Origin of the sequence: Halorussus rarus (assembly GCF_003369835.1) — an archaeon.
Classification (GTDB): domain Archaea; phylum Halobacteriota; class Halobacteria; order Halobacteriales; family Haladaptataceae; genus Halorussus; species Halorussus rarus.
The window spans coordinates 74,926-100,282 of record NZ_QPMJ01000003.1 but is presented as its reverse complement, the minus strand read 5'-3'; the positions used below and the strand labels follow the sequence as shown (position 1 = coordinate 100,282).

Below are 25,357 nucleotides of genomic sequence, written 5' to 3'. Positions count from 1 at the left end.
CCTCGTCCGGTCCGTCGGCTCGACGCAGCTTTTTACGACTGCCGCGCGTACCCCCGCCCATGAGTCAGCAACCAAAGCCGCTGATTCGTCGGAACGAGGACGTCGAGTACGAGGACGTGGGCGCGGCCGACGGGATGCGCAAGGGCGTGCTCGTCGACGAGAGCCGGGGTGCCCCGAACTTCGCCATCCGCCGGTTCGAGCTCGACCCCGGCGCGTCGGTGCCCGAGCACACCAACGAGGTCGAACACGAGCAGTACGTCCTCGAAGGCCAGTACACCGTGGGAATCGGCGACGAGGAGTACACCGTCAGCGAGGGCGACTCGCTGCTCATCCCCGCGGGCGTCGTCCACTGGTACCGCAACGAGGGCGACGAGCCCGGCGCGTTCCTCTGTGCGGTGCCGAACGGCGACGACGAGATCGAACTGGTGGAGTAGTCGGCGGAGGAATAGCAGGCGAGAACGAGGCAGGCGTCGAGGTCGTTACTCGTACTCGGGGAGCGAGACGAGGGCCTTGATGTCGGCGGAGATCCACGCGTCGGCCGCCGACTCGTCCTGCATCCGGATGGTCGGCGTGCCGTCCGCGTCGTCCTCGATTTCAAGCGTCACTTGTTCGTCGAACCGCTCTGGTAACCGCGTGTTGTGTCTCCCCCTCATGGTTTGTCGGTCTGTGCGCATCCGGCGCTTACCACGAATCGGTCTTTGTTATTTGCCGGTTGCCGAGCGGTAGCTCCGGAATAACGGCTGGGCCCAGTGGTTATTGTCGGCTTATCATCGAGTATGGCTGCATTTCCGTGTCGGATTGCGGAGGAATCGAACGAGGAACGTCCGGGAGTGGCCCGTCGCGAATCTCCGGGCCGCAGCGGGCGAGTCGCCGGGTTCGCGGTTCCGAACCGCTCAAATACTGCGAGCTATTACTCCGAACCGTGTCGAAGCAGGTCCCGCAGGTCGACGCGCTGTTCCTCCACGAGTCGTCGGGTCACTACACCGCCGTGGTGAACCGGGACGGCGAGCGCGTCTTCCAAGCGAAACTCGAACTCAAGGAGACCAGCGCCGGGCCCCGGCCCGGGAGGTTCCGCGTCAAGCGCGGGACCAGCGAGGAGCCGCGCGACCCCGACCAGTTCGTCGAGATCGCGCGCAGAGCCGACCGCATCCGCATCTCCGAGCAGACCTCGCCGGAGGGCCGCGAGGAGCTCCAGGAGATGCTCGACGGCTACCAACTGGAGGCGAAGGCCGTCCGCACCTGTCGGTTCTGCGCGTCGAGCGGGCGGTACTCGCCAATCACGAGCGAGACCGCGGTCGATACGGGCGACGAGCACATCTGTCCCGACTGCGCCAAGGAGGAGCTGGAGCGCCAGCTCTCGTTCCAGGGCGACATGACCCGCGAGGCCCAGGACCGGCTCGAGGAGCTGCTGCTGGAGGTCCAGGACCTCGAGCGGATCACGAACCTGTTGAAGGGACAGCTCGACCCCGACCTCACCAAGTTCGACGAGATAAGCGCGAACGTCGAGGACGTCGAGAACGTCCGGGTCGACTCGCTGGGGCTCCATCCGGGCATCCAGAACCTGCTGGAGGACCGGTTCGACGAGCTGCTGCCGGTCCAGAGCCTCGCGGTCGAGAACGGGCTGCTCGACGGCGACGACCAGCTGGTGGTGAGCGCCACCGCGACCGGCAAGACGCTGGTCGGCGAGATGACCGGCATCGACCGGGTGCTCGACGGAAGGGGCAAGATGCTGTTCCTGGTTCCCCTCGTGGCGCTGGCCAATCAGAAGCACGAGGACTTCGAGGAGGAGTACGGCGACCTCGTGGACGTGACCATCCGCGTGGGCGCGAGCCGGGTCAGAGACGACGGCCACGCCTTCGACCCGAACGCCGACGTCATCGTCGGCACCTACGAGGGCATCGACCACGCGCTCCGGACCGGCCGCGACCTCGGCGACATCGGGACGGTCGTCATCGACGAGGTCCACACCCTCAAGGAGCAGGAGCGCGGCCACCGGCTCGACGGGCTCATCGCGCGCCTGAAACACTACGCCGAGCAGCGCCGGCAGCGCCGCGACGGCTACGGCGGGGCCCAGTGGGTGTACCTCTCGGCGACCGTCGGCAACCCCGGCGACCTCGCGCAGTCCCTCGAAGCCAACCTCGTCGAGTTCGAGGAGCGGCCGGTGCCCCTCGAACGCCACGTCACCTTCGCCGACGGCCAGGAGAAGCCCGACATCGAGAACAAGCTGGTGAAACGAGAGTACGACAGCAAGTCCTCGCAGGGCTACCGGGGCCAGACCATCATCTTCACCAACTCCCGGCGGCGGTGCCACGAGATCTCCCGCCGGCTGGAGTACAGCTCCGCGCCGTACCACGCCGGCCTCGACTACGGCCGCCGGAAGAAGGTCGAGCGCATGTTCGCGAACCAGGACCTCGCGGCCGTGGTGACGACCGCCGCGCTCGCGGCCGGGGTCGACTTCCCGGCCTCGCAGGTCATCTTCGACCGGCTCGCGATGGGCATCGAGTGGCTCTCGGTCCAGGAGTTCCACCAGATGCTCGGCCGGGCGGGCCGGCCCGACTACCACGACCGCGGGAAGGTGTACGTCCTGGTCGAGCCCGACGCCGGCTACCACAACAGCATGGAGATGACCGAGGACGAGGTGGCGTTCAAGCTGCTGAAGGGCGAGATGGAGGACGTCCGGACGCTGTACGACGAGAGCGCCGCGGTCGAGGAGACGCTGGCGAACATCACCGTCGCGGGCGGCCGGGCCAAGCGGCTCAACGACCGGATGATCGGCGAGATCCCGACCAAGCACGCGCTCGGGAAGCTACTGGAGTACGGCTTCATCGACGGACTGGAGCCGACCGACCTCGGCCGGGTCGTCACCACCCACTTCCTCGCGCCCGACGAGGCGTTCAAGATCCTCGACGGCATCCGGAAGGACAGCCACCCCTACGAGATCGTGGCCGAACTCGAACTCCACGGCGAGGAGGACTGACGCCGTACTGCCTCTCGGCGATGCGTCGAGGAGCCGCGCCGCCGCGCGTCAGACGAGCGTCTGACGGGCTTTAATGGTCGGAAAGATAGAACTCCCTGTCGATGGCCACAGCAGACGGGAATACGCTCCGTTCGGGGCAGACGCCGATTCACGAGACCTTCCACGACACCGCCGGCGACGCGTCGCTCAGCGAGACGGTCATCGACGCGGTCGCCGCGGCCGAAGGCGTGGACCCGACCGACGCCGACTTCGAGCTGTACGAGGCGGTGGACCTCGAGGCGCTCGACGCGCTGTTCGAGCGCCGGTCGCGCGACGGCCGCTGGCGGTTCGAGTTCACAATCGACGGGCTCCTGGTCACCGTCGACGGCGACGGCCGGATTGCGGTGTGGGAGCGCGAGTGACGTTCGCCAGGTACCGCATTCACATCTTTTTTGCCCTCGCCCCGACTTGTAACCGGACGTGGTACTCTCGCTGACGCCGGAGATAGCGGTCGTCTTCCTCGTCGTGCTCGCGGCGCTGGCGCTGTTCGCCACCGAACCCGTCCCCATCGACATCACCGCCATCGGCATCATGGTGGCGCTGATGGTGCTCGAACCGTGGACCGGGGTGTCGCCGGCCGAGGGCGTCTCGGGGTTCGCCAGCTCCGCGACAATCACGGTGCTGGCGATGTTCATCCTGAGCTACGGGGTCCAGCGCACCGGCGCGGTCCAGATCCTCGGCCGGAAGATCGCGGCGTTCACCGGCGACGACGAGACCCGCCAGCTCGGCGCGACCGTCGGCGTCGTCGGCTCCATCTCCGGGTTCATCAACAACACGGCGGCGGTCGCCATCCTGATGCCGATGGTGACCGACCTCGCCCACGAGGGCAAGACCTCTCCCTCGAAGCTGCTGTTGCCCCTGTCGTACGCCTCGATGTTCGGCGGGACGCTCACCCTCATCGGCACCTCGACCAACATCCTGGCCAGCGACCTCGCGGCCCGACTCGGCGCGCAGAACCCCGAGCTGTTCCCGGAGCTCCACGCCTTTTCGATGTTCGAGTTCACCGCGCTCGGGGCCATCGTCTCGGTCGTGGGCGCGGCGTACCTGATGACGGTCGGCCGGTGGCTCACTCCCGCGCGCATCCCGCCCGAGGACGACCTCACCGAGGAGTTCGAGCTCGAGGAGTACCTGACCGAGGTGGTCGTCCAGGCCGACTCGCCGCTGGTCGGCCGGACCGTTGCGAACGCCCTCGCCGAGACCGACCTCGACGTCGACCTCGTCCAGCTCGTCCGCGGGGGCCAGACGTTCGCCGAGCCGCTCGGCCCGAAGGAGATACAGGCCGACGACATCTTCGCGGTCCGGACCGACCGCGACACGCTGCTCGACCTCATCGACGCCGAGGGGCTCGCGCTGGTCCCGAACGCCGACGTGACCGAGGAGGAGCTCGAGACCGCCGACCGGGACCGCAACCTGGTGGAGGTGGTGGTCGCGCCCCGGTCGTCGCTGGTCGGCGAGACGCTGGCCTCCGCCAACTTCCGGGACCGCTACGACGCGACGGTGCTGGCCCTCCGGCGCGGCCCGGAGTACATCCGCAAGCGCATGGACCACGCCGAGCTCCAGGTGGGCGACACGCTGCTGGTCTACGCGACGCCGGACAGCATCGGCCGGCTCAACGCCAACCGCGACTTCATCGTGGCCCAGGAGGTCGAGCGCCCGGACTACCGCGAGTCGAAGATTCCGCTCGCCATCGGCATCGTCGCGGCCGTCGTCGGGGTGGCCGCGCTCGACGTGCTCCCCATCATGGTGTCGGCGCTCGCCGGCGCGCTGGTGATGGTGCTGACCGGGGTGCTCGAACCCCCGGAGGTGTACGACGCCGTCGAGTGGGACGTCATCTTCCTGCTCGCGGGCGTCATCCCGCTCGGCATCGCGATGGAGGAGACCGGCGCGGCCGACCTGATCGCCGACCTGCTGGTGCTCTCGGCCGACGTCCTGCCGGCCGTCGCGGTCCTCGGCCTGTTCTACGTCGTGACGGCCGTCCTGACCAACGTCGTCAGCAACAACGCCAGCGTCGTGCTGATGATTCCGGTCGCGGCCGAGGCGGCCGTCCAGCTGGGCGGCAACGCCTTCTCGTTCGTGCTGGCGGTCACGTTCGCGGCCTCCACGGCGTTCATGACGCCGGTCGGCTACCAGACCAACCTCTTCGTCTACGGGCCTGGCGGCTACAAGTTCACCGACTACGTGCGCGTGGGCGCGCCGCTCCAGGTCCTGTTCGCCATCGCCACGACCGCCGGCATCGCGGCCATCTGGGGCGTGTAACCGCCATGACGGCGGTTGCGTAAGGATGCGGTCGGGCGGTTCGCCGCTCCAAACGAAACGCTTTACAGTCACTCCCGCGCTACTGTCTGGTGCGGGACCGTGGGGTAGCTTGGTATCCTTTCGGCCTTGGGTGCCGATAACCCCGGTTCGAATCCGGGCGGTCCCATTCTGCCGACGCAGTCCGCGAGCGCCGCGTAGCGTGCGCGAGCCTCATTCCACGTCGGCAGAATGGGCGAATAGAGGATTCGAACCCCGCAAGTCGCAGCCCGGAACGGCCGAAGGCCGCACGCCCGGACCGTCTTGCGACGGTTCAGAATCCGGGCGTCTTGCCGAACGAAGTGAGGCAAGGCTCGGAACGAGCGAAGCGAAGTTCCGGCGGTCCCATTCGGCCTTTTACTGCAGGCGCCTCTCGGCGCGCCCTTGCATATCGTCGATGAAAACCGCCGAGAGAACGGTGAGGACGCAGGAGGTGACGCCTCTCGACCGACCAGCGGTGAGTGCGACGACGCGCCGAGCACCGCTCCTCGATTCGCTCCCGGACGTGAATTTATGACACACCCCGCCGAAGGGTCAGTCAAATGGCATCCGAGCCGATAGACTACGCCGACCTCGACGAGGGACGCCACTGCAACTATTGGGAGCTCGACCGGACGTTGCAGTTCGAGGCCAGGCGCGCGTACCCCGACGACGAGTTCGAGTGGGCCGAAGACGTCCTCGCTGACTTCGGCGAGGTGCTCGGCCACCGGCTGGCCGACACCGCCGACCGCATCGACCGGGAGGGCCACGAGCTCAGGTCGTTCGACAAGTACGGCGAGCGGCGCAACGAGGTCGAGTACCACCCGCTGCTCCGTGAGCAGGAGGAGATCGCCTACGAGGAGTTCGGCCTGACCCACGACACCTTCCACGCGCCGCCGGGCCGGGAGGAGCCGGTCGGGCTGACCCACGCGCTGACGATGCAGGCGCTGCTCTGCTACGTCGACATCGGGTTCTGCTGTCCGGTCTCAATGACCACCGGGGCCGCCATCGTGCTCGAGAAGTTCGACGACGGCACCCTGAGCGACTACCTCGAAGGGCTGACCGCCCGCGACCTGGACGACCACATCGAGGGCGCCATGTTCCTCACCGAGGAGCAGGGCGGGTCCGACGTGGGCGCCAACCGGGTGCGCGCCGAGTCCACCGACGAGGACGGCGTCTACGAGCTGTACGGCGAGAAGTGGTTCTGCTCGAACATCGACGCCGAGGGTGCGCTCGCACTCGCGCGCACCCCGGACGCGCCCGACGGGGTGGAGGGGCTATCGCTGTTCCTCGTGCCGCGGACAATATCCGACGGCGAGGTCAACGACGCGCACTTCCGGCGGCTGAAGGACAAGCTCGGCACCATCTCGGTCCCGACCGGCGAGATCGAGTTCCGGGGCGCCGAGGCGTACCTCGTCGGCGAGGAGCGCGAGGGGTTCCGGTACATGGCCGAGATGATGAACTTCGAACGGCTCACGAACGCCGCGGGCGCGGTCGGCGTGATGGGTCGGGCGCTCCTCGAGGCGAAGGTCCGGGCCGCCCAGCGCGAGGCGTTCGGTAGCCCAATCGACGAGTACCCCCTGATGCGCCGGGACCTGGTCGACATGGCGGTCGACTACGAGGCGGCGGCCGCCTTCTCCTTCGAGGCCGCCCGACTGCTGGACGAGCGCGAGCGCGTCGGCGACGACTCCGACGCCTACCGACTGATGCGACTGTTCATTCCGATCGCGAAGTACAGGACCGGCCGGATGGCCGTCGACACGACGTCGTACGCGATGGAGATCCTGGGCGGGAACGGCTACGTGCGCGAGCACACCGCCGAGCGACTCCTCCGGGACGCGCAGGTGCTCCCCATCTGGGAGGGCCCGTCGAACGTCCTCGCGCTCGACGTGCTCCGGGCGCTGGAGCGCGAGCAGGCCCACGAGGCGCTGATTCCGTACGTGCAGGAGAAGCTCGACGCCGTCGATCACCCGGCGCTGGAGCGGGTGGCCGGGGAGGTCGAGTCGCAGTTCCGCGACCTCCAGACCGCGCTTGGGACGCTCGCGACCGAGGACGACGAGTACGCCCAGTATCACGCGAAGCGCTTGGCTGACCTGCTTTTCGACGTGGTCACCGCGGCGCTACTGCTGGAAGGAGCCCAGTGGCAGATCGACGAGGACGAGGACGGCCGGAAGGCGCTCGTCGCCCGGCGGTTCGTCGCGACCCGGTTCGGCGACCGGGAGGCCTACGGCGTCACGTCGGGCGAGCGGTTCGCGATGGAAGACGACGTCTTCGCCTCGATAACCAGGTACGCGCCGGTCGACCCGGCGTCGCTGGCCGACGCCGCCGCGGCCGATGACTGAGAGCCGGGGGACAGTTCAGCGCCAGTCCTGCGGGCTCTCGCGGTCCCGGCGGTTCTCCTGGCCCTGCTGGTCGTGTCGATGGTGACGACCTCCAGCAGGGGTACGCGACCGACAGTTCCACAGGGGCAGTGGGCGGACGCCGGCAGGAGAAGCGACGCCCGGACGACAAGAACCTTACCGGTATGAGACAATCCGTCGACCATGCCCTCCAGACGGACGTTCCTCGCGACCCTCGGCGCCGCCGGAGCGACGATGGCCGGCGGTGGCCGAGCAGCGGCGGCCCGCGGCGCCGAGACGACCGGTCGCGGCGCAGACGGCTCGCCGCAGACGGCGGCGTCCGGCGCCCCCGCAGCCGCGTGGACCCGGACCTACGCCGAGAAGATGGAGTTAGCGAATGTCGACGCGATAGTCCCGCAATCGGACGGCTACCTGCTCGCCGGCATCGCCGGTGAGCGCGACTACCGCGGACTGGTCGTCCGGACTGACGCGAGCGGCCGGCCGCGCTGGCAACGGACGCTCGGCGCCGCGGCGAGCAGTTTCGCCGCCGGCGCGGCTCACCCCGACGGCGGCGCGGTGCTCGCGGGGACGACGAACATCCGGGAGAGGGGTCCGTGGGTCGAGGGACCGCTCTCGGCCGACCCCTGGCTGGTCCGGCTCGACGGGGCGGGCGAACTGGTCTGGACCCGAACCCTCCAGCCGACCGCGGGCAGCGGGGGTATCGACGCGCTGGCCCGCGTCCCCGACGGCTATCTGGTCGCCGGCCGGCGGCGGCTCGACCGGGACGCCGGCTCCCGACCGTGGGTCGCCCGCGTCTCGCTCGCGGGCCACCGGCGCTGGGCGCGGACGCTCGGGGAGTCCGACCGCGAGGGGCGGCTGAACGCGGTCAGCACCGCCGGCGACGCCTGGTACGTCGGCGGGTCGACGACGCCCGCGGACCGGGGCGACGCCGGCGGGCCGGATGCGGGCGAGGGCGAGTCCGCTCTCGTGGTTCGCCTCGACCCCGACGGAACGACGCGGTGGCGATACACCGCCGACGTGCGGAAGGGGAGCCGCATCGAGGCGCTTCACGCCGACGAGGGCGGCGCGGTCGCCCTCGGCAATCGCCGGTTCGCGGTCGACGACGACGGCCGGGGGTGGCACCTGCGCGTCGCCGCGGACGGGGCCCCCGGCTGGCAGCGCTCCCACTCGACGGGCCCGTGGAACTGGCTGCACGACGTGGCGGCCGTCGACGACGGCTACCTGCTCGTCGGCACGCGCGAGCGGGCGAGCGCCGAGGAAAACGGTCCCCGGGGCGCCTGGGTGCTCCGCACGGACCCGTCCGGGCGACTCCGCTGGGAGACCACCTACTTCGACGGCGAGCACAGCGAGGGCCGGGCGGTGCACGCCGTCGACGGCGGCGAGTTCCTGGTCGCCGGCGGAACCGCCACCGACGCCGGCGAGGCCGGGTGGCTGCTGAACGCCGGCGGGGCGGACTCGCCGGGACCGCTCGGCGGCGCGTCCGAACTGCTTGCGGACGTCGGCGAGCGCGTGCCGCCGGACGCCGACGCCTACGGACTGGGCGCGCTGGTGGGCGCCGGTGCTGTCACGGCAGGTCGCCGGTTGCTCGGTGACGACTGAGCCGGCGGACGCTGCTCGCCGGCGCGATTCGTCCGGCAGTCGTCAGCGCGGATTGCTGCCGACGGTCACCGTCGACCGGCCGGTCAGTCCGCCGGACCGAGTCGTCTGGTCGCGCTCTCGTTGACGAGGTACGTCACCGGCTCCGCCGCGTAGTCGGCGTCGACGTTCGGGCCGCTGGCGTACCCCTCGCACGCGACCGAGACGCGGAATCCCCGGTCGGTCCGGTCCAGCAGGTCGGCCTCGCAGTCGATCTCGACCCGGTTCGCGCCGTCCGCGATTTGGTCGTAGACGCGAGCGTGTTCGTACCGCTGGACGAACTCGGTGACGTTCTCCCGGGTGAGGGTGTCCGGCTTCTCGGGGGGCCGTTCGGGGAACGGCGCGGTCGTCGCGAACGCGACGACGACGCTCCCGGCCGCGACGGCGACGATGCCGAGCGCGAGCAGACCGGGGACCAGCCACGGTGAGCGCTCGTCGGCCATGCCGTGTTCATGAAACGCGACCAATACGTATCTTCCGCTGGGCCACGCCCGCGGTCACTTTCACTTTCGGTCCATTTACGAAACTTCTTACAGGGTGAGGCCCGAAGCCACTATGAATGGCTCGTGCGGAGAACACGGAGCTGATCGACAACTTCGAGCAGTTCTACCGGCGGTACTACAGCGACGACATCGGGGAGCTCGCCCAGAACTACCCCAACGAGCAGCGGTCGCTGTACGTCGACTGGACGGACCTCTATCGGTACGACGCGGACCTCGCCGACGACTTCATCTCGCAGCCCGAACAGCTTCGCGAGTACGCCGAGGAGGCGCTGCGGCTCTACGACCTCCCGGTGGACGTGAGCCTCGGCCAGGCCCACGTCCGCATCGAGAACCTGGACGAGCAGACCGACATCCGGGACATCCGGGCCCGCCACGTCAACACGCTGGTCAGCGTGCAGGGCATCGTCCGGAAGGCGACCAACGTCCGGCCCAAGATACAGGAGGCCGCCTTCGAGTGCCAGCGCTGCGGCACGCTGACCTACATCCCCCAGAGCGGCGGCGACTTCCAGGAGCCCCACGAGTGCCAGGGCTGCGAGCGCCAGGGCCCGTTCCAGATCAACTTCGACCAGTCGGAGTTCGTCGACTCCCAGAAGATTCGCGTGCAGGAGAGCCCCGAAGGCCTTCGGGGTGGGGAGACGCCACAGAGCATCGACGTTCACATCGAGGACGACATCACGGGCGAGGTCACGCCCGGCGACCACGTGAAGGTCACGGGCGTCCTCCACCTCGAACAGCAGGGCAGCGACCAGGACAAGTCCGCCGTCTTCGACGTGTACATGGACGGCATGTCGGTGACCATCGAGGACGAGGAGTTCGAGGAGATGGACATCACCGACGAGGACAAGAAGGAGATCGTCGAACTCTCGAACGAGGACGACATCTACGAGCAGATGGTCGAGTCGATGGCGCCGGCCATCTACGGCTACGACGAGGAGAAGCTGGCGATGATCCTCCAGCTGTTCTCCGGCGTGACTAAACATCTGCCGGACGAGTCCCGGATTCGGGGCGACTTACATATGCTCCTCATAGGGGACCCCGGTACGGGGAAGTCGCAGATGATTTCGTACGTCCAGAACATCGCCCCGCGCTCGGTGTACACCTCCGGGAAGGGTTCCTCCTCGGCTGGTCTGACTGCGGCTGCGGTCCGCGACGACTTCGGCGACGGCCAGCAGTGGACCCTCGAAGCCGGTGCGCTGGTCCTCGCCGACAAGGGCATCGCGGCGGTGGACGAGCTCGACAAGATGGCCGCGGACGACCGCTCGGCGATGCACGAGGCGCTCGAACAGCAGAAGATCTCGGTCTCGAAGGCGGGCATCAACGCCACGCTCAAGTCCCGGTGTTCGCTCCTCGGGGCGGCCAACCCCAAGTACGGGCGGTTCGACCAGTACGAACCCATCGGCGAGCAGATCGACCTCGAACCCGCGCTCATCTCGCGTTTCGACCTCATCTTCACCGTCACCGACGAGCCCAACGAGGAGGAGGACAAGCGACTGGCCGAACACATCCTCCAGACGAACTACGCCGGCCAGCTGAACACCCAGCGCACGGAGATGAGTGCGCCGAACATCTCCCAGGCGGAGGTCGACGACCAGACCCAGGAGGTCGCGCCCACCATCGAACCGGACCTCCTGCGGAAGTACATCGCCTACTCGAAGCGCAACTGCTTCCCGACGATGACCGACGAGGCGATGGAGACCATCGAGGACTTCTACGTCGACCTCCGGTCGAAGGGAGCCGACGAGGACGCCCCGGTCCCGGTCACCGCCCGCCAGCTCGAGGCGCTGGTCCGGCTCGCGGAGGCCAGCGCCCGGGTCCGGCTCTCGGACGAGGTCGAAATCGCCGACGCCGAGCGCGCCGTCGAGATCACCCGGTCGTGCCTGCAGGACATCGGCGTCGACCCCGAGACCGGCCAGTTCGACGCCGACGTGGTCGAGACCGGGACGTCGAAGACCCAGCGCGACCGCATCAAGAACCTCAAGCAGCTCATCGCCGAGATCGAGGACGACTACGAGGAGGGCGCGCCCGTCGACGAGGTGATGGCCCGCGCCGACGAGATCGGCATGGAGCAGTCGAAAGCCGAACACGAGATAGACAAACTCAAGCAAAAGGGCGAGGTGTACGAGCCCTCGACCGACCACCTGCGGACGACGTAAGATGGACCGCATCTCCGCCCTCCGGAACGTCGAGGACGCGCTCGCCGAGTTCGAGTCGGGCGAGGCCGACCTCGCCGCGACCGAGCGGCGGGTCCTGACCGTGCTCCGGACCTACGCCACCGAGTTCGAGAGCGACGAGCTGGCCGCCTACCGGGCCTCGGGGGACGAACGCGCCGACGGCCTGGTCGTGGTCGCCGAGTCGCCCGAACAGGCCCGCGAGCGCGTGGTCGACCTGCTCGACGCGGAGGGCGAGACGCCCGAGACGGACGGCGCGGCCTTCGAGGTCGACAAACTTCGTTGACGGGTCGCTCGTAAGGTAATTCAGAGGGGAAGATAAATAAACTAGGTTCCCTTAGTAGAACACAAACTGATTCGGCCCGCTGGGCCGCGGTCGAAGCGGCGCGACACGACGGAGATCACCGATGCACACGGAGGGCAACGACGAAGGCGACCTGCTCGCCCCCGACCTCGAGCGGGGCGCTTGCGTCTTGCTGCTCGCGCCGTCCATCCACGAGGCGACCGACGAGGCGTGTCTCGACCTCCTCACGCTCGACGACACGGACGACGAGAACGTGCTGTGGGTCACGTACACCCGCTCGCCCGACGCGTGCATGCAGGACTGGCTCGACCACGCGGGCGGCCGACCGCGGAACATGCAGTTCGTCAGCGTCGGCGAGACGACCCGGTCGGCGGCCGCGAGCGTCGGCGGCGACGCCGCGCCCCGTTCGAGCGACGACGTCGTGGAGACGCTGTCGAGTCCGGGCGACCTGACCGGTCTCGGGATCAAGCTCAGCGAGGTCCTCAAGGCCTGGAAGGGCTCGGACGCCCGGACGGTCGCCTGCTTCGATTCGCTGACCGCGCTGCTCCAGTACGCCGACCTCCAGACCGCCTACAAGTTCCTCCACGTCCTGACCGGGCGGTTCGACGCGGCCGACGTGACCGCCCACTTCCACCTCGACCCCGACGCCTGCGACCAGCAGACCGTCAGCACGCTCACCTCGCTGTTCGACACGGTCGTCGAGTTCGACGACGGGGAGTGGACGGTCCGGAGCCGGTAGACTCGCATCCCCGCCAAGTGGATTAATTTTAAATTGATTCGGTAAGAAATCTGCTCGCGTGCTGCTGGTCGTCACGTACTCGCAGGCCGCTCGCCAGACGCTCCGGAACGTCTGTAACGGACACGAGGAGACAGTCGTCCAGCGGTTCGGCCGGGCGGCGCTGCTGGAGGCGACGGAGCTCGGCGCGTTCCTCGCGCTCCGGCTCCGGGCGAAGCACGCCGGCGACGTCCAGGTCGAGCGCACCGCGCCGTTCAACGAGTTCGAGGCCGTCCCCGAGGCGGTTCGGGAGGCCGCCGCGGCCTACGAGGACCGCGAGCGGCCGAGCACCCCCTACGCCAAGTTCGCGGTCGGCACCGACCACCCGGACGCCGAGGCGATGCGCGACGCCGAGCTATGAGGGTGCACCTCGCCGGCGAAATCCTGACCGGCCGGGCCGTCGACCTCCGGAGCGTCGACCGCGGAGTCGCGAACGACGTCACGCCATCGGGGGTCGCCGCCGCGATTCGCGACGAGAGCGGCGGCCGCGACCGGAGCGCCGCCGATACCTCGCTCGCCGTCGAGTGTCCGTCGCCCGGGCCCATCCACGACCGCGTCGGCGTGGTTCGCGCCGAAATGGACGTTGCAGTCCGGCCGGCCCTGGCGGCGGCGGCCCGCTCCCGGGGTCACGTCGCGCCCCAGGCCGACGACCTCGCCGCGGTCGAAGCGCGCCTCGACGAACTAGACGTGGCGGCGGTCGACCTCGAAGCGGCCCGGCGGCGGGTCGCGGAGGCCGGCGACGCCACCGAGCAACTGCGCGAACGCGTCGCGACCCTTCAGGGGCGCGTCAGGGCGCTCCGCGACGCGGACGCCGACCCCGCCGCGGCCGAGTCGGAGCTCGCGGACGCGACCCGCCGGCTCTCGGAGGTCCAGACAGACCGCATCGCGGCCGAGCAGGCCCTGGCGAGCGCCCGCGAACGAGCCCGCGCCAACCGAGAGCAGCGTCGCGAGCGACTCCGACTGGCGGACCGCGCGGACAACCTCCGGCGGGCCGCCCGCGACCACCTCGCCGACGAACTCCGGGACGCGCTCGCCGACGCCCGCGAGGCGGTGCCGAACCGCGCCGACCTCGACGAGTCCGCCGAGACCGCGCTGGCAGTCGCGCGAGTGGCGGCGATGGACGCCCCGCTCGTGCTTGCGCGAGAGATCGACGGCTTCGAAGACGCGGAGTCGGCGGCTCAGTGGCTGGACGGGCCCGTGATTCGGATCTGACTTACCCTGCACCGGGAGCTACGGAGCCACAGGTCGGCGCGCCCACTTTTATCCCCGAAGACGTGACGAACCCCGGCCATGGTCGAACTCGACTGGCGCGTCGAATCGCGGGCCGACGTCTCGCTCGTGGAACTGCTCGTCCGGAACCCGGCGGCGACCGCCCGCCGCGTCAGGGTGGCGAACCGCCTCGACGGTCCGGTCCTGCCGCCGCGCCGGGAGGGCGTGCCCGAGGCCGGGTGGGACGACGGCGGGTTCGAAGGCGCGGTGGCTGCCGACGAGTGCCTCGCGCTCGGCTACGCGGTCCGGGCGCCGCCCGCCGAACCACCGGCCGAACTCGTCTGGACCGAGCGAGCCGGCGTCCACGCGGCCGAGCGCGACGCCGACGCCGTCGTCGACGACGCGTCCCCCGAGGGCGTCGTCCGGTCGCTCGGCGACCCCCGGCCGCCCGCCGACGCCGTGCCGACCGTCGAGGCCGGGACGGACGGGGAATCGCCGGTCCCCGAGGCGGTCGACTCGTGGCTCTCGGACGTGGAGGCGCGGTCCGAGTGCGGGAACGACCGCGAACGCGGGAGTGGCGGCGAACGCGAGGGCGTGGACAGAGACGATTCGCCTGCGCGGGTCGAACCGGCGCCGACCGACCGGCCCGCGCTCGCGGCCGTGGCCCGGCGCATCGACGCGCTCGGGGTCGGACGCTCCGGGAGGTCGCCGTGATCCTGGCGGTCGCGGGCGGGAAGGGCGGCGTCGGCAAGTCCACCGTCGCGCTCAACCTCGGCGGCGAACTCGACGCCGTGGTCGTGGACGCCGACCTCTCGATGGCCGACCTGACCGCCCGCCGCGGCCCGGACCTCCACGACGTGCTGGCCGGCCGGGCCGACCCGGTCGAGGCGGTCCGCGAGGACGGGGCGGTCGACCTGCTCCCCTGCGGTCGGACGCTCGCCGGAGCGCGCGCCGGCGACGTGAGCGACCTCGTCGGAGCGGTCGAAGCGGTCGCGGACGCCTACGGCCGGGTCGTGCTCGACTGCCCCGCCGGGATGGCTGCCGACGCGGGGATGCCGCTGCTCGCGGCCGACGCGTGCGTCCTGGTCACGTCGGCCCGGGAGTTCGCGCTGGCCGACGCCGTCCGGACGCGCGAACTGGCCCGCGAACTCGACGCCGGACTGGCCGCGGTCGCGCTGAACCGGGCGGGCGACCGTCCCCCGACCGGAGAGGTCCGGCGGGTCCTCGGCGCGCCGGTCGTGGCGGTGCCCGACGACGACCGGGTCCGCCGGGCCGGGCGCCACGGCTCGCCGGTGGCCGCGGTCGCGCCGGAGAGCCGCGCGGCTCGGCGGTTCGCGGGCCTCGCAGAAGAGACGCGTCGCGTCGTCGGTTCGCCGGCGTCAGTCCTGTAGGTCCCTGTACGACGACCGGAGCGTCACGGGGGTCACGTCGGCCACCTCCGCGGCCGTCGCCTGGGTCAGCTGGTGGTCGGTCCCGCGGGCCGCGACGTACAGGCACGCCGCCGCGAACCCGCCGGGGTTCCGGCCCGAGATGAGGTTCTCCTCGCGGCCGCGTTCGACCAGGTCGGCGGCCTCGCGTTCGATCTGGGTCGGCAGGTCGAGCTTGCTGGCGAACCGCGGCAGGTACTCGCGGGGGTCGACCGGTCCGGTCGAGAGGCCGAGTTCCTGGTTCATCGCGTCGTAGGCGGCCTTCAACTCGCTCCGACTCGCGCGGGCCACCTCGAGCACCTCGTCGAGCGTGCGCGAGACCGACGCGGTCCGGCAGGTCGCGTACACCACCGCGGCGGTGAACCCCTCCAGCGACCGGCCCCGGAGCAGGTCCTCGGACTGGGCCGACTCGAACAGGACGCAGGCCCGGTCCCGAACGTTCTTCGAGAGGTCGAGCGAGCTGACCAGCCGCCGGATCTCGGTGAACGCGTACACCTGGTTGCGCTCGGTCTTCGACCCGATGCGCGAGCGCTCGTGGTGCTTGCGCATCCGGGCGACCCGACGGCGCTTCCGTCCGGTGAGTCGGAGGTCGTTTCCGTGGCCCATCTCGGTCGTGAGCCCGCGGTCGTGGCGCGACCGGGTGAGCGGCGCGCCGGTCCGCTTCTTGCGGGCGTCGTCGTCCTCGAACGACCGCCACTCGGGGCCGCGGTCGATGCGGTCCTCCGAGACGACGAGGCCGCACTTCTCGCAGACGGTCTCGCCGCCGTCGGGAGTCAGTCGTCCGTCGCATTCGGGGCAGCTCCGGGCCGCCGCGTTTGCTTCGCTCATCACAGTCGAAACTTCGCCCGAGATAGTATTTAAACGAACGCCGATTCGCGGAGAAACGCCCGGCGGCGCGCCGAGGAGCGTACCGGTAATCGGTACGCTCCGGTCGAAGTCGCGTTATCATCCCGTCTAGTGACGGGTGAATTTAAGTCGGTGACGTGACAACCTGCGGCCGTGACGCTCTCGGACATCGCCGACGGGCTCGAGGTCACCACCGAGCAGCGCGACCGCGGGGTCGCGTCGGTCGACGCCACCGCGGAGAGTCCGGCCGACCTCCGGGAGCGACTCGCGGCGTTCGCCGACGACCTCCCCTGCGACGCGGCCTCGGCGGCCGCAGTGCTGGAGGGGCACACCGCCGGCCGGGCGGTCGGCGACGCCGCGCGCGAGGCGGGCGTCGCACCCGTGACCGCGGCCAAGACCCTCCACCTGCTCGGCTGCGAGGGCGTCTCGCCCCTGACGCCCGAGGCCCGTCGAATCCTCCGGGACTGGCTGTCGGCCGACCTCTCGCGGACGGAGGCCCGCGAGCTCGCAGGCGCGTCCGAGACGGAGTTCGCGCTGGCGGCGTTCGTCGAGACCCACGACCCGCTCCCGGGGGCGAGCGACGTCGTGGAGGGCGCGTTCGCCCGCGAGGAGGACGCGGCTGTCCGCAAGCGCGACGCCCTCTCGGAGACGATGAGCGGGCGCGACGAACTGCTCTGAAGTCGCTCGTCGGCGCTCCGCCGAACCGGTTCAGGAGAGCGCGTCCGGCAGCAGTTCGTCGGGCTCGACGTCGAGCAGCCCGGGTTCCTCGAACGCCAGGTCCAGTTCGACGCCGAGGACCACCTCCGCGGCGCGCGCCACCGCGGGCGCGAAGCCGGCTTCGGGGTCCGGCGCGCTGGCCGGGACCGATTCGGCGTCGGTCGCCGCGCTCTCGGGCACGGCGGCGTCGGCGCTCCGGACCGGATGGTCGGGATCGCCGTCGCGGTCGGGCCAGTCGGCGTCCGCGGCGACCCGGTTGGCGACCACGGCGTCGACGCTCGCGCCCACGTCGGCGACGCGCCCGCGGGCGCGCTGGACCGCGTCCACGCCGCGCTCGCTGGCGGGCGCGACCACCGCGACCCGGTCGGCCCCCGTCGCGGCGGCGACGGCCTGATTCGCGGCGACCGGCGGGGCGTCGACTAACACGTGGTCGTAGTCCTCGGCCGCCTCGTCGAGCAGGGCTTCGAACCGCTGGGCGGCGTCGGCGGTCTTTGCGCGGGCCAGTCGCTCGAAGGGTGCGTGGACCGGGCAGAGGTCGAGTCGGCCGTCGAGGTCGGCGGTGGCGGAGTGCTCGCGGAGACCGTCGTCGAGCGTTCGCTCCTCGGTCAGGAGCTTCGTCAGGTCCGGGTCGACCCGGCCCGAGACGTGGCGGGCCAGCCCCTCGGTCGCGAACGCGGCGTCGAGCACCGCGACCGCCCGGCCGTCGCGGGCGAGCGTCGCGCCGAGTTCGACTGCGAGTCGGGTCGCGCCTGCGCCGCCGGTCGCGCCGACCAGCGTTGCGGTGGAGTACGACATTGATCCTACATTGTACTATGAAGATATAAAAGAGTGCGGCTGGCGCTCGACGCGTCGCTGCGCGTCCGGAGGACCCCGAATCCGCGGGTCAGGCCGCCGTCCCGCGCCGGCCGAGCTCAGCTCACCGCTGGTTGTGGATCTCCTCGGCGATCTCGTCGAGTTCCGCGTCGGAGAGGTCCGGACGCTGGCCGGCGATGGCGTGGATGGGGTTGCCGCCGTCGCCCTCGAACCGGGGGATGATGTGACCGTGGACGTGCGGGACCTCCTGGCCGGCGGCCTCGCCGTTGTTGAACGCGACGTTGGTGCCGTCGGCGTCGACGGCGTGCTCGACCGCGGTGTTGAGCCGGTGGAGGACGCCGAACACGTGGGCGGCCACGTCCTCGGGCGTCTCCTCTAAGGTCTCGTAATGCTCCTTCGGGATGACGAGGGTGTGACCCGGCGCCAGCGGGTTGGCGTCGAGGAACGCCATCGCGGTGTCGTCCTCGAAGACGGTTCGGCTCGGGATGTCGCCGTCGACTATCTGGCAGAAGATGCAGTCGTCTTCGCTCATGGTTGTATTCGGTACCGTTCGGCCGGGCGGCGTATCAAGGTTGAGGCTGTTCGATTCTATCCGGCGTCGCACACCGGCGCTCCCGGGGTGCCGGTCGGGGCTCTTCACCGCGGCGTCGCGATGGCCTCGACGTCATCGTACTGCTCCTCCGCCCAGGTCAGCAGTTCGGACTGAGACGGCGCCAGCAGCACCGAGTGGGTCCGCATCCGCTCGTCGAACGCCCCGAGCAGGACCGTCTCGTCGACGATGCCGAGCGCGTACTCCGGCACCGCGGACGACTCCCGGAGCGTGACGTTCTCGGCGGCGCCGAGCGCACGGAGCGTCTCGTCGTAGTCCGGACTCGCGGACTCGTACCCGGTCGGCGGCGCGACGACGTCGAGCGTCAGGTCCGCGTCGACGCACTCGCGCAGCGTGTCGAGGTAGAGCGGATTGATGGTCGGCACGAACCCCCGGATACGGGTCGCGTCCAGCACGCTCCGGCGGACGTGATAGAGCGGTTCGAACGGGGTGTCTGTCGTCGACACCGTGATGTCGCACGACGCCAGCGCGTCCGTGCCGATGGGGAGTTCGGCCGGGAACCGCTCGAAGAAGGGGCCGAGCGACGCCGCGAGGTCGACCGTCGAGAGCGCGTCGGCGACCGCGTCGCACGCGAGTTCGCCCGCCTCGGTGATCTCGTACCGGTTCTCCGTGACGGCACGGGAGACGTACCCCTGCTCCTCGAGGGCGGTGAGGTTCCGCCGGAGCGTCGACCGCGGGAGGTCGAGTCCGTCGCCGAGCGCGTCCGGCGACGCCGCTCCCTCCGAGAGCGACCGCAGCAGCCGATAGCGGTTCGGGGACGCGGTCAGGAACTCGAGGCGCTCCAGCGCGGCCTCCGCGGGGGTGTCCATGTCTCAGACGCCAGCGGTGTGACACTTCTGCGTTTCGATGCGTCGCGGTCACGGGGTGAGCGGCGCTCACCCCCCGAGCGCCTCCCATCAGGTAGCGTTTTACGTCCCAACGCGATACCGTCCAGACAGGATGAGCTACGACGCGGTACTGTTCGACTGCGACGGCGTCATCGCAGAGATACCCGACCGCGAGGCGATGACCGACGCGATGCGGCGGGTCCAGCGGCGGTTCGACCTGTCGGCCCCGCCCGAGACGGTGGTCGCCGACTTCTTCCGGGGCAACGTCTCGTCCATCACCGAGCGCTGCCGGGCGGCCGGCATCGACCGCGACGCCTTCTGCGCCGAGGCCGCCCGGGAAGGTGTCCGGGCGCAACTGGCCGAGATCCGGTCGGGGCTCCGCTCGCTGTACGACGACGCCGCCGCGATTCGAGAACTGAGCCACCCGCTGGGCGTCGTCAGCGACAACCACCCGCGCGTGCTCTCTTTTCTCCTGCGGCGGTTCGACCTGACCGGCTGCTTCGAGACGGTGCGGGGCTGTCGGTTCACGCCCTCGGGACTCGAACGCCGCAAGCCGGACCCGCACAACGTCGAGGCCGCGATGGAGACGCTCGACGCCGAGTCCGCCCTCTACGTCGGCGACCGCGCGGTCGACGTCGCGGCGGCCGACAACGCCGGCATCGACGCCGCGCTCGTCCGACGCGAGGGTCGGTCGGCGCCCGACGCCGACGTCTCGCCGACGTACGAGGTATCGACGCTCTGGCAGCTCCGCGACGTCGTCTGAACGCGGGGAGTTCGGCGAAAATCAGGAGGAGCGCTCGTACGACTCAGTCTGCTCGTCGCGGAGGCGCGCGCGGTCCTCGACGTCCTCCAGCGACTCGGTGTCGAGCAGCCGCTCGAGCTTGCGCTCGAACTGCTCGTCGGTGAGTTCCCCGCGAGCGTACCGGTCGCGGAGGGTCTCCAGCGCGTCGCGGTTGTTGGTCTCGGCGGGGTCGTCGGCGTCGGACTCGTCGGTCTCGCGTTCGCCCGTCCACGCGCCCTCGCCGTCGTCCCACCACCCCTCGCCGTCGTCGTCCCACCACTCCTCGACGTCCTCCTCGTCGCCGAACAGCATCGCGACCACCGGCACGACGACGATGTAGCCGAACAGCAGCGCCGCGAGCCACCAGTCCTGGCCCGTGAACATGGCGGCGAGCCAGACGCCGGTGACGACGGTGCTCGCTATGCCGGTGGCGTTCTTCAGGAGGCGGTCCCGAGGCGTCGCGGCCATACCGACGGCTTGGACCGCTGATAGTAAAAATACGTGTGGTCGACGGCGAGGACGAGGGCGACCGGAAGCGAGGGCGGTCGGTCGGCCGCCGGACCGGCCGGAGTCACCCCTAGGTCGGTCGCCGGACCGCGGGCGGTTACAGTCCTAACTGCCCAACCGAACTCGATTTAACTCCGTAGGAGCACAGAGGAGGTATGAGCAGGTTCGGCGAAGTAGACGACCAGTACGAACCCCACGAGGTCGAGGACCGGGTGTTCGACTACTGGGACGAGGTCGACGCCTACGAGCAGACCGTGGAGCACCGCGCCGACGGCGAGGACTACTTCTTCGTCGACGGCCCGCCGTACACCTCCGGGGCGGCCCACATGGGCACGACCTGGAACAAGACGCTGAAGGACGCCTACATCCGGTACCTCCGAATGTGCGGGTACGACGTGACCGACCGGCCCGGCTACGACATGCACGGCCTGCCCATCGAGACCCGGGTCGAGGAGAACCTCGGCTTCGAGAACAAGAAGGACATCGAGGAGTTCGGCGAGGAGAACTTCATCGAGGAGTGCAAGGAGTTCGCCGAGGAGCAGCTCGAGGGCCTCCAGGAGGACTTCAAGTCGTTCGGCGTCTGGATGGACTGGGAGAACCCGTACAAGACCGTCAACCCGGAGTACATGGAGGCCGCCTGGTGGGGCTTCGAGCAGGCCCACGAGAAGGGGTTGGTCGAGCAGGGTCAGCGCTCCATCTCGCAGTGTCCCCGCTGCGAGACCGCCATCGCCAACAACGAGGTCGAGTACGAGGACGTCGAGGACCCCTCCATCTACGTCAAGTTCCCCCTACGCGACCGCGAGGGCTACCTCGTCATCTGGACCACCACGCCGTGGACCATCCCCGCAAACACCTTCGTCGCGGTCGACGGCGACGTGACCTACCAGCAGGTCCGCGCCGAGAAGGACGGCGAGGAGGAGGTCCTCTACCTCGCCGACGGCTGCGTCGAGGAGGTCCTGAAGGAGGGCCGCTACGACGACTACGAGGTCGAGGGCGAGTTCTCGGGCGAGGAGATGGTCGGCTGGGAGTACGACCACCCGCTCGACGAGGAAGTGCCCGACCACCCCGCCGGCGAGGGCGCTCTGCAGGTCTACACCGCCGACTACGTCGAGGTCGACCGCACCGGGCTGGTCCACTCCGCGCCGGGCCACGGTGAGGAGGACTTCGAGCGGGGCCGCGAGCTCGGGCTCGACATCTTCTGTCCGGTCGACGGCGACGGCGTCTACGACGACCGGGCGGGCGCGTACGCCGGCCAGTACGTCAAGGACGCCGACGACGACATCATCGCCGACCTGGAGGACGCGGGCCTGATGCTCTCGGCGGGCACGACCCACCACAGCTACGGCCACTGCTGGCGCTGCGGCACCGGCATCATCCAGATCGTCACCGACCAGTGGTTCATCACCATCACCGACGTGAAGGACGAACTGCTGGAGAACATCGAGGACAGCGAGTGGCACCCCGAGTGGGCCCGGGACAACCGCTTCCGGGATTTCGTCGAGGACGCGCCCGACTGGAACGTCTCGCGGCAGCGCTACTGGGGCATCCCCATCCCCATCTGGACGCCCGAGGACTGGGACGGCGGGATGGACGACGTCGTGGTCGTCGGCACCCGCGAGGAGCTCGCCGAGCGCGTCGACCAGGACGTCGACCCCGACTCCGTCGACCTCCACAAGGGGACCGTCGACGACCTCACCATCACCGAGGACGGCACCACCTACACCCGCGTCCCGGACGTGTTCGACGTGTGGCTCGACTCCTCGGTCGCCTCGTGGGGAACCCTCGACTACCCCGAGGACGACAGCCGGTTCGAGGAGCTGTGGCCCGCCGACCTCATCATGGAGGCCCACGACCAGACCCGCGGGTGGTTCTGGTCCCAGCTCGGCATGGGCACCGCCGCGGTCGGCGAGATCCCCTACGAGGAGGTGCTGATGCACGGCTACGCCAACATGCCCGACGGCCGCGGGATGTCGAAGTCCAAGGGCATCCTCGTCGACCCCCACGAGGTCATCGAGAAGCACGGCACGGACCCGATGCGGATGTTCCTGCTCTCGGCTAACCCGCAGGGCGAGGACATGCGGTTCTCGTGGGACGAGACCGCCGAGATGCAGCGGGACCTCAACATCCTCTGGAACGTGTTCCGGTTCCCGCTGCCGTACATGCGGCTCGACGGCTTCGACCCGCAGGAGACCACGCTCGACGACGTCGACGGCGACCTCGAACTGGTCGACGAGTGGGTGCTCGCCCGGCTCCAGACGGTCGTCGCCGAGATGACCGACCACTGGGAGGAGTTCCGGCAGGACCGGGCGCTCGACGCGCTGCTGGAGTTCGTCGTCGAGGACGTCTCGCGGTTCTACATCCAGGTCGTCCGCGAGCGCATGTGGGAGGAGGAGGACAGCGCCTCGAAGCTGGCGGCCTACGCCACCTTCTACGAGGTGCTGACCACGGTCGTCGCGCTGCTGGCGCCGTACGCCCCCTTCGTCACCGAGACCATCTACGGCACCCTCACCGGCGAGGAGGGGTACGACACGGTCCACATGCTCGACTGGCCCGCGGTCGACGAGTACTGGGAGGACGCCCAGCTCGAGACCGACGTGTCGCTGCTGCGTGCCATCGAGGAGGCCGGCTCGAACGCCCGCCAGCAGGCCGAGCGCAAGCTCCGGTGGCCCGTCACGCGCATCGTGGTCACCGCGGACGACGAGCGCACGGTCGAGGCGGTCGAGCGCCACCGCGACCTGCTGGCCGACCGGCTCAACGCCCGCGAGATCGAAGTCGTCGCGCCCGGCGACGACTGGGGCGAGCTCCGGTACAGCGCCGAGGCCGACATGAGCGTGCTCGGTCCGGAGTTCGGCGACGACGCCGGCCGGGTCATGCAGGCGCTCAACGACGCCAGCGTGGCCGAACCGACCCTCGCGGCGCTCGAGACCGCGGTCGCGGACGACCTCGGGGAGGACGTCGAACTCACCGACGAGATGGTCGAGTTCGTCACCGAGACGCCCGCGGGCGTCACCGGCGTCGGCTTCGACGCCGACGGCGACCAGCGCGGCGTGGTCTACGTCGACACCGAGCTCACCGAGGACATCGAGAGCGAGGGGTACGCCCGCGAGGTCATCCGCCGGGTCCAGGAGATGCGCAAGGAGATGGACTTGGACATCGAGGAGCGGGTCCGCCTCGAACTCGACGTGGCCGACGACCGCGTGGCCGACCTCGTCGCCGAGCGCATGGACCTCGTCCGCGAGGAAGTCCGCGCCGACGAGGTGGGCGACGTCGAGGACGGCCACCGCAAGTCGTGGGACGTCGAGGGCGTCGAGATGACTATCGCGGTCGCGCCGCTGGCGGAAGCCGAGGCGTAGCGTCGGAACCGACGGGGTTCCTCCGGTTCCCGGCGGATTTCCAGCAGTTCGACTCCGGCGGTGCTCGGAGAGCGAAGTTCGAGTGGTAGACCGGATTCAGTAGACAGGTGTTACGCCCACTGGATCCACCAGACGATACCCAGTAACATCAGGCCGATACCGAGCGTAGACGTCGCGGGTTCGGGGATCAGAAAGAGGACGAATCCGAGTCCGATGAGCACCGTCGGTTCCACTTCCTCCATGTTGTCCGAGAGAGCCATAGATCCGTTAATAGGTCTACGAACAAGGAGTTGTTGACCGCGTACGTATCGAGCAGTCCACCGAACTGCCCCTACAACTTCTCGGCGAGCACGGGCGCGACCGACACCTCGCTGACCGGCCGCTCGACGGTGTCGGTCCCGTAGATTCCCACCACGCCCGCCTTCGAGAGCTTCGTGAAGGCGTCGGCGGCCAGCATCGGGTGGACGCAGGTGACGAACACCCGGGCGGCGCCCCTCTCGGCCAGGATCTCGACAGCGCCCGACATCGTCGACCCGGTGGCGATGATGTCGTCGGTCACGACCACGTCCCGGCCCGCCACGTCGGCGTCGCTCGGGGTGAGTTCGACCTCCGACCCCGAGATCCGGGTCTTCTCGAAGTAGTCGACCGCGCCGGCGCCGTAGGCGTCCCGGACCGACTCGGCGATGTCGAGCGCGCCCTCGTCGGGCGAGAGGAAGACGGGGTCGGCGAGGTCGGCGGGCAGCGGGGCGGCGAGTCGCCCCGCGGCGTCGACCGGTTCGGCGGGCACCGAAAAGAAGTCGCAGACCGCGTCCTCGTGGGGGTTGACCGTGAGCACGCGGTCGGTGCCCGACGAGACGGCCCGGGCGACCGCGCGGGCCGAGACCGGGTGGCCAGCCTCGAAGGCGGCGTCCTGGCGGGCGTAGCCCATGTACGGCAGGACGGTCACGACCTCGTCGGCGCCCCACTCGCGGGCGGCGTCCTGCAGCTGGAGGAGTTCGACGTGGGCGTCCGAGGAGACGGTCGAGGCGACGACCACGACCCGGTCGACGTCCGCCGCGGCGACCCCGGGCGCGGCCGCCAGCAGTTCGCCGTCCGGGAATCGCTCGTACTCGACGCCGGCGAGGGGTTCGTCGAGCGCGGCCGCGAGTTCGGCCGCCAGCACCTGCGAGGCTGACCCGCTGACAATCATGTGGGAGGGGTGAACGTCGGCGGGTAAATCGGTTTTCAATCGGCGC

General features: G+C 69.9%; 25 protein-coding genes and 1 tRNA gene. 17 read left to right on the top strand and 9 right to left on the bottom strand.

Annotated features, from left to right (window positions below):
• Nucleotides 1–59 precede the first annotated feature (59 nt).
• A complete protein-coding gene (locus DVR07_RS16615) occupies nt 60–434 on the top strand; it encodes a cupin domain-containing protein (protein WP_115798441.1) in 375 nt (124 codons plus the stop codon).
• Between the two features lie 45 nt (nt 435–479).
• Here the strand turns inward: DVR07_RS16615 and DVR07_RS21815 are convergent, their stop codons facing one another.
• Nucleotides 480–653 carry a hypothetical protein gene (locus DVR07_RS21815; protein ID WP_162829610.1) on the bottom strand — a complete coding sequence of 58 codons (174 nt, stop codon included), beginning with the start codon at nt 651–653 and terminating at the stop codon, nt 480–482.
• A gap of 269 nt (nt 654–922) precedes the next feature.
• On the opposite strand from DVR07_RS21815, the gene DVR07_RS16610 reads away from it, so the two are divergent.
• The 6 genes from DVR07_RS16610 to DVR07_RS16585 all read left to right on the top strand — a co-directional run bounded on the left by DVR07_RS16610 (nt 923) and on the right by DVR07_RS16585 (nt 9,246).
• On the top strand, nt 923–2,977 hold the full coding sequence (locus DVR07_RS16610) for a DEAD/DEAH box helicase (RefSeq protein WP_115798440.1): 2,055 nt from the start codon (nt 923–925) through the stop codon (nt 2,975–2,977).
• 101 nt (nt 2,978–3,078) lie between these two features.
• On the top strand, nt 3,079–3,378 hold the full coding sequence (locus DVR07_RS16605) for a HalOD1 output domain-containing protein (protein ID WP_115798439.1): 300 nt from the start codon (nt 3,079–3,081) through the stop codon (nt 3,376–3,378).
• A gap of 58 nt (nt 3,379–3,436) precedes the next feature.
• Nucleotides 3,437–5,272, top strand: a complete 1,836-nt coding sequence (locus tag DVR07_RS16600; RefSeq protein WP_394338820.1) for an SLC13 family permease — start codon at nt 3,437–3,439, stop codon at nt 5,270–5,272.
• A 93-nt stretch (nt 5,273–5,365) separates the two neighbouring features.
• Nucleotides 5,366–5,438: transfer RNA gene (locus tag DVR07_RS16595), tRNA-Pro, on the top strand.
• Nucleotides 5,439–5,850: 412 nt separating this feature from the next.
• Nucleotides 5,851–7,629: an acyl-CoA dehydrogenase family protein gene (locus DVR07_RS16590; RefSeq protein ID WP_115798438.1), complete on the top strand. Its 1,779-nt coding sequence runs from the start codon at nt 5,851–5,853 to the stop codon at nt 7,627–7,629.
• Between the two features lie 201 nt (nt 7,630–7,830).
• A complete protein-coding gene (locus tag DVR07_RS16585) occupies nt 7,831–9,246 on the top strand; it encodes a hypothetical protein (protein WP_115798437.1) in 1,416 nt (471 codons plus the stop codon).
• A gap of 83 nt (nt 9,247–9,329) precedes the next feature.
• Here DVR07_RS16585 and DVR07_RS16580 read toward each other — a convergent pair whose 3' ends face one another.
• The gene (locus tag DVR07_RS16580; protein WP_115798436.1) at nt 9,330–9,725 is read right to left on the bottom strand and encodes a hypothetical protein; all 396 of its coding nucleotides are present in this window, start codon (nt 9,723–9,725) and stop codon (nt 9,330–9,332) included.
• Between the two features lie 116 nt (nt 9,726–9,841).
• Here DVR07_RS16580 and DVR07_RS16575 point away from each other — a divergent pair, with 116 nt between their 5' ends.
• The 7 genes from DVR07_RS16575 (at nt 9,842) to DVR07_RS16545 (ending at nt 15,632) form a co-directional block, all read left to right on the top strand.
• On the top strand, nt 9,842–11,938 hold the full coding sequence (locus DVR07_RS16575; RefSeq protein WP_115798435.1) for a minichromosome maintenance protein MCM: 2,097 nt from the start codon (nt 9,842–9,844) through the stop codon (nt 11,936–11,938).
• Between the two features lies 1 nt (nt 11,939).
• Entirely contained in the window at nt 11,940–12,239 is a 300-nt protein-coding gene (locus DVR07_RS16570; protein WP_115798434.1) for a DUF7854 family protein, read from the top strand.
• A 121-nt stretch (nt 12,240–12,360) separates the two neighbouring features.
• A complete protein-coding gene (locus DVR07_RS16565) occupies nt 12,361–12,996 on the top strand; it encodes a DUF7504 family protein (protein WP_240147608.1) in 636 nt (211 codons plus the stop codon).
• A gap of 58 nt (nt 12,997–13,054) precedes the next feature.
• Complete coding sequence (locus DVR07_RS16560) at nt 13,055–13,393, top strand: DUF7855 family protein (RefSeq protein ID WP_115798433.1); 339 nt, start codon at nt 13,055–13,057, stop codon at nt 13,391–13,393.
• Complete coding sequence (locus tag DVR07_RS16555) at nt 13,390–14,244, top strand: DUF7856 family protein (RefSeq protein ID WP_115798432.1); 855 nt, start codon at nt 13,390–13,392, stop codon at nt 14,242–14,244. The genes DVR07_RS16560 and DVR07_RS16555 overlap by 4 nt, the downstream gene beginning before the upstream one ends.
• A 78-nt stretch (nt 14,245–14,322) precedes the next feature.
• Complete coding sequence (locus DVR07_RS16550) at nt 14,323–14,955, top strand: DUF7857 domain-containing protein (RefSeq protein WP_115798431.1); 633 nt, start codon at nt 14,323–14,325, stop codon at nt 14,953–14,955.
• The gene (locus DVR07_RS16545) at nt 14,952–15,632 is read left to right on the top strand and encodes a MinD/ParA family ATP-binding protein (protein ID WP_115798430.1); all 681 of its coding nucleotides are present in this window, start codon (nt 14,952–14,954) and stop codon (nt 15,630–15,632) included. Before DVR07_RS16550 ends, DVR07_RS16545 begins: the two co-directional genes overlap by 4 nt.
• Here the strand turns inward: DVR07_RS16545 and DVR07_RS16540 are convergent.
• Nucleotides 15,621–16,496, bottom strand: a complete 876-nt coding sequence (locus DVR07_RS16540) for a transcription initiation factor IIB (RefSeq protein ID WP_115798429.1) — start codon at nt 16,494–16,496, stop codon at nt 15,621–15,623. The genes DVR07_RS16545 and DVR07_RS16540 overlap by 12 nt on opposite strands.
• Before the next feature lie 171 nt (nt 16,497–16,667).
• Between DVR07_RS16540 and DVR07_RS16535 the strand changes: the two genes are divergently transcribed.
• On the top strand, nt 16,668–17,192 hold the full coding sequence (locus DVR07_RS16535) for a DUF7858 family protein (RefSeq protein ID WP_115798428.1): 525 nt from the start codon (nt 16,668–16,670) through the stop codon (nt 17,190–17,192).
• 30 nt (nt 17,193–17,222) lie between these two features.
• Here the strand turns inward: DVR07_RS16535 and DVR07_RS16530 are convergent, their stop codons facing one another.
• The 3 genes from DVR07_RS16530 to DVR07_RS16520 form a co-directional block, all read right to left on the bottom strand.
• Nucleotides 17,223–18,026, bottom strand: a complete 804-nt coding sequence (locus tag DVR07_RS16530; RefSeq protein ID WP_115798427.1) for an AAA family ATPase — start codon at nt 18,024–18,026, stop codon at nt 17,223–17,225.
• A 121-nt stretch (nt 18,027–18,147) separates the two neighbouring features.
• The gene (locus DVR07_RS16525) at nt 18,148–18,576 is read right to left on the bottom strand and encodes an HIT family protein (RefSeq protein WP_115798426.1); all 429 of its coding nucleotides are present in this window, start codon (nt 18,574–18,576) and stop codon (nt 18,148–18,150) included.
• A 104-nt stretch (nt 18,577–18,680) separates the two neighbouring features.
• On the bottom strand, nt 18,681–19,463 hold the full coding sequence (locus DVR07_RS16520; protein ID WP_115798425.1) for a helix-turn-helix transcriptional regulator: 783 nt from the start codon (nt 19,461–19,463) through the stop codon (nt 18,681–18,683).
• A gap of 130 nt (nt 19,464–19,593) precedes the next feature.
• On the opposite strand from DVR07_RS16520, the gene DVR07_RS16515 reads away from it, so the two are divergent.
• Entirely contained in the window at nt 19,594–20,244 is a 651-nt protein-coding gene (locus DVR07_RS16515) for an HAD family hydrolase (RefSeq protein WP_115798424.1), read from the top strand.
• A gap of 21 nt (nt 20,245–20,265) precedes the next feature.
• Here the strand turns inward: DVR07_RS16515 and DVR07_RS16510 are convergent, their stop codons facing one another.
• A complete protein-coding gene (locus DVR07_RS16510) occupies nt 20,266–20,730 on the bottom strand; it encodes an SHOCT domain-containing protein (protein ID WP_115798423.1) in 465 nt (154 codons plus the stop codon).
• 194 nt (nt 20,731–20,924) lie between these two features.
• On the opposite strand from DVR07_RS16510, the gene ileS reads away from it, so the two are divergent.
• The gene (ileS, locus tag DVR07_RS16505) at nt 20,925–24,122 is read left to right on the top strand and encodes an isoleucine--tRNA ligase (protein ID WP_115798422.1); all 3,198 of its coding nucleotides are present in this window, start codon (nt 20,925–20,927) and stop codon (nt 24,120–24,122) included.
• 110 nt (nt 24,123–24,232) lie between these two features.
• On the opposite strand, the gene DVR07_RS22550 is transcribed toward ileS, so the two are convergent.
• On the bottom strand, nt 24,233–24,364 hold the full coding sequence (locus DVR07_RS22550; RefSeq protein WP_255457613.1) for a hypothetical protein: 132 nt from the start codon (nt 24,362–24,364) through the stop codon (nt 24,233–24,235).
• An 89-nt stretch (nt 24,365–24,453) separates the two neighbouring features.
• The gene (locus tag DVR07_RS16500) at nt 24,454–25,311 is read right to left on the bottom strand and encodes a ribose-phosphate diphosphokinase (RefSeq protein WP_115798421.1); all 858 of its coding nucleotides are present in this window, start codon (nt 25,309–25,311) and stop codon (nt 24,454–24,456) included.
• Nucleotides 25,312–25,357: the final 46 nt, after the last annotated feature.